Annotated in this window: 7 protein-coding genes; all 7 read right to left on the bottom strand. The window is 59.1% G+C overall.

Annotated features, from left to right (window positions below; genetic code table 11):
- A complete protein-coding gene (locus tag ACYVC2_RS14980) occupies positions 1 to 1,551 on the bottom strand; it encodes a class I adenylate-forming enzyme family protein (protein ID WP_461103259.1) in 1,551 nt (516 codons plus the stop codon).
- 146 nt (positions 1,552 to 1,697) lie between these two features.
- Positions 1,698 to 1,883, bottom strand: coding sequence for a hypothetical protein (locus ACYVC2_RS14975; RefSeq protein WP_461103258.1), 186 nt, complete (start codon positions 1,881 to 1,883; stop codon positions 1,698 to 1,700).
- A 166-nt stretch (positions 1,884 to 2,049) separates the two neighbouring features.
- Positions 2,050 to 6,759 carry a beta strand repeat-containing protein gene (locus ACYVC2_RS14970; protein ID WP_461103257.1) on the bottom strand — a complete coding sequence of 1,570 codons (4,710 nt, stop codon included), beginning with the start codon at positions 6,757 to 6,759 and terminating at the stop codon, positions 2,050 to 2,052.
- A gap of 225 nt (positions 6,760 to 6,984) precedes the next feature.
- The gene (locus ACYVC2_RS14965; RefSeq protein ID WP_461107143.1) at positions 6,985 to 7,173 is read right to left on the bottom strand and encodes a hypothetical protein; all 189 of its coding nucleotides are present in this window, start codon (positions 7,171 to 7,173) and stop codon (positions 6,985 to 6,987) included.
- A 12-nt stretch (positions 7,174 to 7,185) separates the two neighbouring features.
- Positions 7,186 to 7,341 carry a hypothetical protein gene (locus ACYVC2_RS14960; RefSeq protein ID WP_461103256.1) on the bottom strand — a complete coding sequence of 52 codons (156 nt, stop codon included), beginning with the start codon at positions 7,339 to 7,341 and terminating at the stop codon, positions 7,186 to 7,188.
- A 364-nt stretch (positions 7,342 to 7,705) separates the two neighbouring features.
- Positions 7,706 to 8,020: an antibiotic biosynthesis monooxygenase gene (locus ACYVC2_RS14955; RefSeq protein WP_461103255.1), complete on the bottom strand. Its 315-nt coding sequence runs from the start codon at positions 8,018 to 8,020 to the stop codon at positions 7,706 to 7,708.
- Between the two features lie 62 nt (positions 8,021 to 8,082).
- Positions 8,083 to 12,768: a beta strand repeat-containing protein gene (locus ACYVC2_RS14950; protein ID WP_461103254.1), complete on the bottom strand. Its 4,686-nt coding sequence runs from the start codon at positions 12,766 to 12,768 to the stop codon at positions 8,083 to 8,085.
- Positions 12,769 to 12,977 lie beyond the last annotated feature (209 nt).

The raw sequence follows: 12,977 nt of genomic DNA, 5'->3' as shown, positions 1-12,977 counted from the left end.
TTAGGATAAGCCTGTACCTGAGCGGTTTGCGAGTAGGTCGGCATATTGCCGTTGTAAGTCATTCTTCAGAATTTTACCCGCTACGTTCCTGGGAAATTCATCTACCCGCATCACGTCGAAAATGCGTTGATAGCGCGCTTCCAGACGGTCATTCGTCCAGTCTTTCAGCTCCGTAAGTGCCACATTGGTCCTGAGACGGACGGCAGCAACAGGAGTTTCGCCCCAGCTGGGATGGGGTATGCCGAACACAGCCACTTCACTGACCATCGGATGACGAATCATTACTTCTTCAATGTCTTTGGGGTACACGTTGACCCCACCTGAAATAATCAACTCTTTCTTCCGGCCTGCTAAATAAAGATAGCCATCCTGATCCACATAACCCAGGTCACCGGTATATAGCCACCCATCACGAAGTACTTCCGCCGTTAGCTTCGGATTTTTGTAATAGCCTGTCATCAGGAAGGGAGCACGGCCCGTAATTTCTCCAACTTCGCCGGCGGGTAGTTCGCCACCCGCTTCGCCGACGATTTTCAGGTCTGAAAACCAGAGTGGACGACCGACCGAGCCGGTTTTCAGATCCGAAACGGTTTTGTCCAGCACCGTCATGAAGCCTTCCGTTAAGCCATACAATTCGTAAAACGTCGCCGGAAATCGACGGATCAGCGCTTGTTTCTGTTCGCTCAGCAATGGAGCACCTACCGACAGAATGTATTCTACCGTGGGAAGCTGACCCAGCGTAAAGGTTGGGTCTTGCAGGCAGGCCGAGAGTTGCGTAGGCACTAGAATCGTGTGAGTGACCTCTTCGCGGGCGATCGTCCCCAAAACGGCTTTAACCGAGAATTCTTTCAACAATATATACGTGCAACCGATGAACATAGCAGGCATAAACGTCAGCATAGCCCCGTTGAACACGATGGAGCCGGAATGCAGAACAACGCTCTCGGGCCGAATTCGGAACGCGTTGGCGAACAGCGAACCATACATCGACCGAACAAAATGAGAATGCATGATTCCTTTGGGCAACCCAGTAGTGCCGCTACTGTACATAATGTCGTAGAGATCGTCGCCAACCAGGTCGGGCGAAGCGGGCTCGGCAGCGGAGGCCGACCGCCATAGATCTGGATAGGATTGCCAGCCAGGTAACGTACCGTCGGTTAGCCAGTAGTTTGTTCCGGATATATATAGCTGAGAACGGATTTCGTCCAGAAAGGGCGCATGGGCACTATCCGTCAGGATAAGTACAGAATCGGCATCATTGAGGAGATTTACTAAGCCCAGGCCCCGCACCAGCGGACTCATCGGCACTAATACGGCGCCCAGTTTGGCTACTGCCCAGAAGGCCTGATAAAGCTCTGGACTGTTGGGTAACACCGTAGCCACACAAGTGCCTTTTTCAATACCTGCCGACCGGAATGCATTGGCCATTCGGTTAACCCCCTGATTCAACTCCCCAAATGTCAGGCGGACCTCCCCAAAAACAAACGCCAGGTGATCGGGACGAAACTGGGCATGGAAGTTCAGCCAATGGTTGATGGTCAACGGATACATATTACGCTACGGATCATGTCATCGATTTATGCTCACTCTCCTATCCAACCGGCAATCACTAAAGGCCTAAAAGAAGTGACAGGCAGCCAGACCGGTTCTCTTTTTGACCGGTTCAGGTGTATAAGCTGTCGATATGCCGCTGATACTTATAGACAAACTTTTTTTGCACGCTGGTGGCTGATTTCGCCGATAACTTTGCCGCTGGCCGGGAAATAACGCCGACCCGTGAGTAGATGAACGATCGTGTAATTGCCGGCTCCCTGCAGGTAAAGCACCTGGCTCAGCGCCAGCGGGGCAAGACCCGGTAGTTTCAGCATATCAGGCTTGGTCATAGAGTAAAGTTGGTTGCCTGTACCGTCCGTTCGAGGCTTCCTCAGCAAGTAGTGCTTAGCCCACTCGCTGAGGAAGCCTTGAACGGATACCAGGGGATTCAAAGACCCATTGATTTAACGAGCCTGGTTCTAAACTCAGTCATAAGCTAACTGGACTAACAGCCCATCACTGCTGAAAGTACTCGATCTTGTCGGCATCGGTGTTGTTGTCAAGGGCTGCCTCCCCGCCCCCCAACACAATCCCACTCACCGTCACCACCCCCGTCGAGGACCCTCCCAACAGCGTGCCCGTCAGCCCCACCGACGAGCTTGTGCCGGACAGCACCCCACTGCTGGTCAACGTGTAATACCCGCCCGAGAGACCCCCAAACGTCCACTGGCTGTTCTGCACCGGCTGGCCACCCACACTGCTCAAGCTCCCATCGAAGCTCAGCGTGAGGTTAGCATCTTTGGCGATTTTCAGCGTGATGGGACCACTGGTAGGAATGCCATTGATCTCAAACACATCGACTACCACGGTGATGGGCTGATTGCCCCTGGCCGTCGAGGGACGCGCGTAGAGCACCAGCGTCAGGTCGGCCAGTTGAATCGCCGTCACGGCCACGGTGGTCGTCTGGCTACAACTGCCCTGACTAACCGTGACCGTAAAGGTCTGCAGGCCGGCACTGGTCAGCGTGGCCGAGACGGTGGAAGCGGTGGCGGGCGAGGTGAGGGTAGCGCCCGGTGGGGCGGTCCAAAGATAACTAGTTCCGCCACTGGCACTCAGGCTAATCACATCGCCCACCAGGGCCGTCGTGGAGGACGCAAAGGCACTGGCCGTGGGAGCAGCAGTCACCGTCAGGCTGAAGGCCGCCGAAGTCAGGCTGGTGGGGGTTGCGGGATTGCAGCCATCGGTTACTACCAGCGCATAGCGGCCTGCATCGCTCAGTTGAAGACCCGTCAAACTCAGCGTAGCGCTGCGCTGGCTTGCCAGCAAAGCGCCGTCTTTATACCACTGGTAAGAGATGGGTTCTCCACTGAGTGTAGTCGTTACCTGCACGCTTCCGCCCACACAGAGGGCCGAGCCCGACGCCAGAGGTGAGGTGAAAGCCACTGGTGTGCAGGGCGTCTGATTCTCGTAAGCGCCCATATCGATGGTGGTCTGCTGGATCCGGACGTTTCCTGCCAGGTCGGTGGAAGGTCCCCCCGCCGTCTGGTAAGTCCCGTTATCACCCGCATTGATGGCCGGCGAGCCCGCTCCTAAAAGCAGGCTGGTGGGATTGGCGAAGGGTGAACTGGCCGTGGTTCGGTTACCCCCTCCACCCGTATAGCCCGTGACCGAAGTCTCCAGGAGGCTGTAGCGGGCGGCCAAGGTCACCGAACCCGAGTTAGAGAGGGTGCTGGCTCCGCCATTGTCAAACAGCGCGCTGTTAGCCAGCGTTAGCCCGATTGAGCCGCCAGACGTCCCCCCGTACGAGGTAGCATTGTAGAGAGCGCCACCCGCCCCCGCCCGATTGCTCCCAAACGAGCAGTTGGTAATGAGGGCATTGATGATCCCCGTCTGGGTTGTGGCCTGATAGAGCGCTCCGCCCTGGGGAGCGCTATTGCCCTGAAAGGCGCAGTTGGTAATCACCAAACTCAGCGTGCCCCCCAACGAAACGCTAGCCATGGCTCCGCCCTGAGTAGAACTATTGCCCGCAAAGAAACAGTTGGTGATCACCGGACGGCTGTTGCCGCTGGAAGAAGCGGTGGTGATTGCCCCTCCAGTAACGGACATGTTCTGCTCAAAGCGACAATTACTGATGGTCGGACTAACCGCATCGCCAAGCCCATAATTTAAGATGGCACCACCCGCACTAGCGGAGTAGTTGTTCGTAAAGAGCAGGTTGGTCAGCGTGGGACTACCACTGCCCGTATTAGCGTAGTTCGATAGCCCCCCCCCAACAACCCCCGCAGATGCCTCGGCTCGGCCACCGGTGATGACAAAGCCATCCAGCACAGTGGTGGGAGCAAGCTCTCTCCCGACAACGACCCCCTGGCTGTTGTCCAGGGCATTTCCCGGTTGGCCGATATCCCCACTCAGGGTGCTGCTGCTGGGCTGCGATGCCCCGCCAGGACCGGGATTGGGATTGACCACTGGGCGCTGGGAGAGGGCCGTTTCGTTCCCCACAAACCCTCCGTAAAGGGCCACCCCGGAGAGCAGTTGAAAGGAAACGAAGCGATTGCCCGTGGCGGTAGGTTTGTAAACGCCCCCGGCTACCCAGATCTCCCGCAGATTATTTCCACAGGCGCTGCCCGCGTTGAGGGCCGATTGCAGGTCGGTAAAGGCATTGGCCCAGTCCAGGCCAGTGTTGGCGCCCGTGGCGCTGGCGTTGACGTACAGACGGGCGGGCAACAAGGGCCGAACCGTCAGATTAACGGCGGTGCTGGTCAGACTCACTCCTCCCCCCGTGATCACGACAAAATAACTACCCGCATCCGGGGAACTGGCCGATGCCAGCGAGAGGGTAGCCGAGGTCTGGCCCGATAAGAGGGTATTGTCCTTGTACCACTGGTAGGCGGTGGGTGTACCCGAAATGCTCACGCCCACACTGACGGGGCTGCCCACACAAACAGACAGGCTGGCCGGGGGCTGACCGGTAATGCTGAAGGGAGCTACGTTGACTACGTAGGGAGCCCCCAGCCCAAAGCAGCCAACCGCATCGGTAGCCTGAATGATGGCCGTAAAATTACCCACCTGAGTGGGACTGCCTGTCAATTGGCCCGTACTCGACAGACTCAGCCCTGGGGGCAGACTCCCATTGGCCACACTAAAACTGTAGGGACTCGCCCCCCCCGATGCCGTGAAGGCTTGCGTAACCCCCTGACCGACCCCCAGGGAGGTAGTGGCCGGATTGCTAACACTGATGGGGGGGCCATTGCTTATCGTTGTGCTGGCCACCGCCGAGCAGCCATTGTCTGCCGTTACAGTCACACTGTACACCCCGGCCGTACTTACCGTGGCGGTGTTACCCCCATTGAGCGGGGTAGCGCCAGCACTGAAGCGGTAAGTCCCCCCGCCCGAGGCCGTCAGTGTTACGCTGGATCTGGCACAGCTGAGCGAGCCACTGCTGACCAGACTGGGCGTGGGGGCGGCAGTGACCGTCACGCTGGTGGTGGCCGTGGCGACTCGTTCCTCACTACTGACCGTCAGGGTGAAGCTTTGCACCCCCGAGCCACTGGCGGTCAAGGACTGAGTAAAGGCCGAGCTGGTGGCTGTGCCGCTGGTGGTGCTGCTACCATTGGTGAGCGTGTAGCTGTAGCTGCCGCTGAGGTTGCCTACACTGGCCGTCATCGTGAGGGCTTGGCCCCCACAGACGGGGTTGGGGCTTGCCGACAGGCTGATCAGGGTGAGAGGAAAGGGGCCGTTAAGCCGTAAACTTACGTTGTCGTCTTGAGTATTAGCGGTGAGCAGGTCCAGATCCCCGTCTCCATCCATATCTCCCAACACCACGCTACTGGGACCGGCTTTTACACTAGGATTAGGGTTGATGGCCGGAGCGGTGAACTTGCCCGACCCGTCGTTAAGCCGTACGCTTACGTTGTCGTTTTTATAATTAGCCGTCACCAGGTCCAGATCACTATCCCCATCCACATCCCCCAGCACTATGCTAAGGGGACTATCCCCTACGCCAGGCTCCAGGTTGAGAGCCGGGGGGGTAAAGTTGCCTGACCCATTGTTGAGCCGCACACTCACGGTGGAGCTATTAAAATTAGCCGTCACCAGGTCCAGATCCCCGTCCCCGTCCACATCCCCTACCGCCACGCTGACGGGACCACTGCCTACTCCAGGGTTGGGGTTGGTGGTCGGGGCGGTGAAGTTGCCCGATCCATTATTGAGCCGTACACTCACGCTGTTACTGTACCGATTAGCGGTGAGCAGGTCCAGATCGCCATCCCCATCCAAATCCCCCAACACTATGCTGGAAGGGCCATCTCCTACGCCCGGCTCCGGGTTGGTCGCGGGAGCGGTGAAGTGGCCCGACCCGTCGTTAAGCCGCACACTTACGTTAGTACTGTTAGAATTAGCGGTCAGAAAGTCCAGATCGCCATCCCCATCCACATCCCCCAACACTATGCTGTAGGGACCACTCCCTACGTCAAGGTCAGAGTTAATATTCGGGTTAGTGAAGTTAGCAAATCCACCATCATTGAGCCGCACACTCACGCTGTTGCTGCCATAATTAGCGATTAGTAAGTCCAGATCCCCGTCCCCATCCAAATCCCCTACTGCCACGCTGGAAGGATTCAACCCTACCCGAGGTTCGTTCAGCGGGGGCATGAAGCTCTTCGTGCCATTATTGAGCCGCACACTCACGGTGGAGCTATTAAAATTAGCCGTCACCAGGTCCAGATCCCCGTTCCCATCCAAATCCCCCAACGCCACGCTGGAGGGGCCAATCCCTACGCTAGGGTTAGAGATGGGCGCCGGGGGAGTGAAGTAGCCCCGACCTGTTCCCCCTACCCCAGTAGTGAACTGGTGGACCTGACCTCGGTTCAGCCGGGCACCACTGGTGCTCTGGATGGCCGTTGTGCTGGTAACAAACACGGTCTCCCCGGGTTTGAAGTTGGTCGACGGGTTGAAGTTAAGCACGCTGCCGCTCACGCTGGCGGTGCCCCCCTGACTGTTGCGCAGCAAACCGCCCCGCTGGGCACTGAACACCCGAACGCCCCCCAGCGTAGCGGCATTATTATTGAGCCCCTGATTGAAGAGCAGGGTCACATCGGATTGCACAGGCGCATAGCGTTCGTTGCGAACCGGATTGAGCCCGTTAAGGGTCAGACCTTGGCCCAAGGCCAGCTGGACCAGGGGCCACAGGGCCAGCAACAGCCCCAGTCGGTAGTAGTAGTGTTTCATACGCGTAGAGTAGATTACAGACTGATGTAAGGTCCCGGCGGACGGTATACCCCAGGCCATTGTCGGCCACCCGGGCCGCCGACTCAGCCCCGTGTTTTTCCCTTCCAGGACACGCTCAAAAGTAGGGCGTGAGTACCCCCTCAGACGATAACAAATGATCCAAATACGATAACAATTGGTCCATCCTGGGCCAAACCACCAGAAAATAAGAGCAAAAGTGCCTGATCAGCCTTGCGCAACAGCCTCACTGGGACGCGCCTGGCAGAGCTCCTGAAAACACTTACTGAAGTAGGCCGCACGCTCGGAGCCCACCTGATAGGCCGTCTCACGCACCGAGAAACCCGAGCGTAGTCGGTGTGTAACCTGCTTGAGCCGGTAGTTGGGCGGCAGCTCGTGGGCCGTCAGCCCCGTCAGGGCTTTTGCTTTCTAGAACAGGGTGGCGCGGCTCAGGCCTAGTTCGCCTATCAGTTGGTCAAGGCCAAAGCCCGCATCGCTCAGGTTGGCATCGAAGAGAACATACAGGCGGACCAGAAAAGGGTCGGTCGATTTAGGTCGGGATTCCGCTGACTGGCCTGCACCCACTCCCGTTGGCGCTGTTTACTCACCAGCTGATTACGTACCCGCAGTTGCAGTTCGGTAATCTGAAAGAGCGTTGCAGAACCCGAAGCCAGCCGGGGTATCATCACAGGTCGCAGACCACGCTGTTCGGCAGTAGCCCTGTTGCTTGGTGAGTCGGTAAGGGCAAGTGGCTATAAGGTGTACTTTATAGGTATTTGTAGGATCTATTCATCGATACTCGGTGCCGGAGAGGCAATCATCTTTACTCATTGAACAAGTCATCGTAAGTTGTCAAAACCATTCAGAAAAACGTCCGTAAAAAACAGGGACTAGATACCGTTGTATCGTCCTGACAAACCAGCATTGACTTATACGATTTCGGATAAGATTAGTTGATCTGACCCATCACCTCACAGCAGGCTACCGTGGGCTGGGCCGCAAAATACACCCCCAGTTGCTGAAACACCGTCTGGCAGGCATGGCTGCTTTGGGCCCGCTGACAGCAGTCTGCGCTCACCCACAGGCTCACTACCAGACACCGATCCTGGCCCGGCTCGGTTAAAAACTGGGCCTCGATAAAGCCCGGCTGATGGGCCAGCACCCCACGGAGCGAGCCCTCAAACAAGCGGTTAACTTCCGGCAGGCAGCCTGCCCGTACCGACAGCCATACCAACCAGCCATAACTCAAACAGTAACGCGACATATAAAGAACATAAACCTACCCGTCCGCCAAGCTAATGCTCCCGGCGGACGGGTAGGTGGGCCTTACTGGGGAAAGTACTCGATCTTGTCGGCGTCGGTATTGTTGTCCAGGCTGGCCTCTTCGCCCCCCACCACCGTCGCACTCACCGTCACCACCCCCGTCGAGGAACCTGCCGACAGCACTCCCGTCAAACCCACCGACAAGCTAGTGCCGTTCAGCACCCCGTTGCTGGTCAGGGTATAGAACCCGCCACTGGGACCACTCAGCTGCCACTGGCTGTTCTGCACCGGCTGGCCCCCCACACTGCTCAGACCCGTATCCAGGCTTAGATTGACCCTGGCATCTTTGGATATCTTCAGGGTCAGCGGAGCGGTGGTGGGCAACCCGTTGAGCTCAAACACGTCCACCACCACACTGATGGGCTGATTGCCCCTAGCCGTCGAGGGACGGGCGTAGAGCACCAGCGTCAGGTCGGGCAGTTGAATCGCCGTCACGGTCACGGTGGTCGTCTGGCTACAACTGCCCTGACTGACGGTGACGGTAAAGGTCTGCAGGCCGGCACTGGTCAGCGTGGCCGAGACGGTGGAAGTGGTGGCGGGCGAGGTGAGGGTAGCGCCCGGTGGGGCGGTCCACAGATAACTGGTTCCTCCACTGGCCGACAGGCTAATCACATCGCCCACCAGGGCCGTCGTGGAGGAAGCAAAGGCACTGGCCGTGGGCGCAGCAGTCACCGTCAGGGAGGTGGTGGCCGTGGCGACTTGTCCCTGGCTGCTGACCGTCAGGGTGAGGCTCTGCCCCCCCGAGCCACTGGCCGTCAGGCTCCGACTAAAGGTGGGGGTGGTGGCCGAGCCGCTGAGGGTGGTACTGCCGTTGGAGAGGGTGTAGCTGTAGCTGGTAGTGAGATTGCCCACACTGGCCGTCACCGAGAGGGCTTGGCCCGCACAGACGGGATTGGGACTGGCCGACAGACCCGACAGGGTGAGAGGAAGGGGCCCGTTGAGCTGCACGCTCACGGTGGAGTTGTTAAAATTAGCGGCCAGTATGTCCAGATCCCCATCTCCATCCACATCCCCCAACGCCACGCTGCGAGGGACATAGCCTACCCCCGGGTTGGGGTTGGCGGCCGGGGGGGTGAAGCTGCCCGACCCATTGTTGAGCCGTACACTCACGCTAGTGCCTAACTCATTAGCGGTCACCAGGTCCAGATCACTATCCCCATCCACATCCCCAAATACCACGCTGACGGGAGCACCGTCTACGCCAGGCTCCGGATTAGTGGCCGGGGGGGTGAAGTGGCCCGACCCATCGTTGAGCCGTACACTCACCGTGTTCATGAAATAATTAGTGGTCACCAGGTCCAGATCCCCATCTCCATCCACATCCCCTACCGCCACACTGTAGGGACGACTGCCTACGCCAGGCTCCGGATTAGTGGCCGGGGGGGTGAAGTGGCCCGACCCGTTGTTGAGCCGTACACTCACGCTGGCGCTGCTATAATTAGCGGCCAAAAGGTCCAGATCGCCGTCCCCATCCACATCCCCCAACGCCACGCTGCGAGGCTGATCGCCTACCCCCGGGTTAGGGTTGGTGGCCGGAGTAGTGAAGTGGCCCGACCCATCGTTGAGCCGCACACTCACGCTGGCGCTGCTATAATTGGCCGTCACCAGATCCAGATCGCCGTCTCCATCCACATCCCCCAACGCCACACTAATGGGACCATCCCCTACGCCAGGCTCCGGATTAGTGGCCGGGGGGGTGAAGCTGCCCGACCCGTTGTTGAGCCGTACACTCACGCTGGAGTTGCCGAAATTAGCGGTCACCAGGTCCAGATCCCCATCCCCATCCACATCCCCCAACGCCACACTGCGGGGATAACTCCCTACGCCAGGCTCCGGGTTGGTGGCCGGGGGGGTGAAGCTGCCCGACCCGTTGTTAAGCCGTACACTCACGCTGGCGTTGTTATAATTAGCGGTCAACAGGTCCAGATCCCCATCCCCATCCACATCCCCTACCGCCACGCTATAGGGCGTGCCGCCCACCCCAGGCTCCCGGTTGGTAGCGGGGGGAGTGAAGTAGCCCTGGCCCGTACCCAACACCCCGGTGGTGAACTGGTAGACCTGACGAGGAGCCGTATTCCCCCCCGTACTCTGGATGGCCGTTGTGCTGGTAACAAATACGGTCTCCCCCGGCTTGAAGTTGGTCGACGGGTTGAAGCTCAGCCGGTTAGAGCTGCCGCCCGTCAGGCCCGCTACGCTGGCGGTGCCCCCCTGCCCGTGGCGCAGCAAACCGCCCCGCTGGGCGCTGAACACCCGCACGCCCCCCAGTGTGGCGGCATTGTTGCTGAGCAGCTGATTGAAGAGCAGGTTCACCCCGGATTGCACCGGCGCATAGATGGCGTTGCGGCTCGGCGCTTGCCCTGTACTGGTGAGGCATTGATTAACCGTCACCGTGGTGGTGGCCGTGGCGAGCTGGTCGGGGGTGGCCACCGTCAGGGTAAACGTCTGCACCCCTGAGTCCCTGGCTGGCAGGGGCTGCGTAAAGGCCGTGCCGGTGGCCGTGCCGCTGAGGGTAGTGCTACCGTTCGAGAGGGTGTAGCTGTAGCTGCCGCTCAGGGTGCCCACACTAGCCCGAAAGGTGACGGGTTGGCCCGCACAGACGGGGTTGGGGCTGACCGATAGCCCCGACAGGGTGATGCATTGGCTGACCGTCACGCTGGTGGTGGCCGTAGCGCGCTGGTCGGGGGTGGCCACCGTCAGGGAGAAGGTCTGTACCCCCGAGCCGCTGGCGGTCAGAGACTGACTGAAGGCCGAGCTGGTGGCCGTACCACTGGTGGTGCTGCTGCCATTGGTAAGGGTGTAGCTGTAACTGCCGCCCAGCTTACCCACACTAGCCTGGAAGGCGATGGGTTGGCCCGCACAAATGGAGTTGGGGTCGGCCGATAGCCCCGACAGGGTAACGCATTGACTGACCGTCACATTGGTGGTGGCCGTGGCGATTTGTCCTTGGCTGTTGGTCACCTTCAGGGTGAAGGTCTGCACTCCTGAGCCACTGGCCGTCAGGCTCTGGCTAAAAGGCGACGTAGTGCCCGTACCGCTGATGGTGGTGCTGCCATTAGTCAGCGTGTAGGTGTAGCTGCTGCTGAGGTTGCCCAGGGTGGCTTGAAAGGTGAGCGGTTGGCCTGCACAGGCGGGGCTGGGGCTGGTGGTCAGCCCCGTGATGGTGGGCGCAGGAAAAGGCCCGTTAAGCCGCACACTCACGATGTATTCGCCGTAATTGAAATTGTAATAATTAGCGGTCACAAAGTCCAGATCCCCGTCCCCATCCACATCCCCCAGCGCCAAGCCATAGACACCCTCTCCCGTGCCCACATTCGGGTTCGTGATGGGCGGAATGAAGCTGCCTGACCCGTTGTTGAGCCGCACACTCACGGTGTTGTTGCCATTAGAATTAGCGGTCACAAAGTCCAGATCCCCGTCCCCATCCACATCCCCCAGCGCTATAGTTGTAGGACCACCTCCTGTGCCTACCTCTGAGTTAGTGACGGGAGCCGTGAAAGCACCCGCCCCGTTGTTGAGCCGCACACTCACGGTGTTGCTGCCCGCATTAGCGGTCAGAAAGTCCAGATCCCCATCCCCATCCACATCCCCTACCGCCAAGCTTTGCGGTAATTCACCCACGCCTACTTCAGCGTTGGTAGCGGGGGGAGTGAAGTTGCCCGACCCATTGTTGAGCCGCACACTCACGTTGTCGCTGTATAAATGAGTGACGAGCATGTCCAGATCCCTATCCCCATCCACATCCCCCAACGCCACGCTGTAGGGACGACTCCCTACACCAGGGTCCGGGTTGAGAGTCGGGGCGGTGAAGATGCCCGATCCATTGTTAAGCCGCACACTCACGCTGGCGCCGTAAAAATTAGCGGCCAGCAGGTCCAGATCCCCATCCCCATCCACATCCCCCAACGCCACGCTATAGGGAGAGTCACCCACGGTCACCTCAGCGTTGGTGGCGGGCCTCGAGAAATTGCCTGACCCATCGTTGAACCGCAAGCTCACGTCCGTACTGTTACTGTTAGCGACAATCATGTCCAGATCCCCATCCCCATCTATGTCGCCTACCATTACGCCTTGGGCACCACTACCCACATAATTATTCGGGTCATTGTCAGGCGGGGTGAAGTTGCCCGACCCATCGTTGAACCGCACACTCACGCTGGTGTTCGCGTTAGCGGTGAGCAGGTCTAGATCCCCGTCCCCGTCTAAGTCGCCCACCGCAATGCTTTTAGGACGATCCTTCACGTTCACCTCGGCGTTGGTAGCAGGCGCCGTGAAATACCCCCGGCCCGTCCCCCCCACCCGGGTGGTGAACTGGTGGACCTGACCCCGGCTCAGGCGAGCACCAGTGGTGCTCCGGATGTCGGTGGTGGCAGTAACAAACACCGTCTCGCCGGGGCGAAAGTTGGTCGACGGGTTGAAGGTGAACGTGCTGCCGCTCACGCTGGCACTGCCCCCCTGACTGTTGCGCAGCAAACCGCCCCGCTGGGTACTGAACACCCGCAGCCCCCCCGTGGTAAGGTCATCATTGCTGAGCGTCTGATTGAAGGTCAGGGTTAGGTTGGTGTTCGTAACGGCCGTGTTGGTGTTGGCCGAAGGACTCCGCTGGGCAATGGTTAGACTCTGGCCGGATGCTAGCTGGACCAGGGGCCACAGGGCCAGCAGCAGCCCCAGTCGATAATAGTTGTGGTTCATACGCGTAGATTACTTGATTGAGTAAGGTCCCGGCGGAGGGTATACCGCAGGCCATTGTCGGCCACCCGAGCCGCCGACTCAGACCCGTGTTTTTCCCTTCCGGGACTGGCTCAAAAGTAGGGTGTGAGTACCCCGTCAGACGATAACAAATGATCCAAATACGATAACAAATGATCCATCCTGGGCCAAATCACCAGAAAAGGCGGTAG

Source organism: Spirosoma koreense (genome assembly GCF_054777875.1).
The sequence above is the reverse complement of the archived record's forward strand: the minus strand, read 5'-3'. Positions and strand labels throughout refer to the sequence as shown.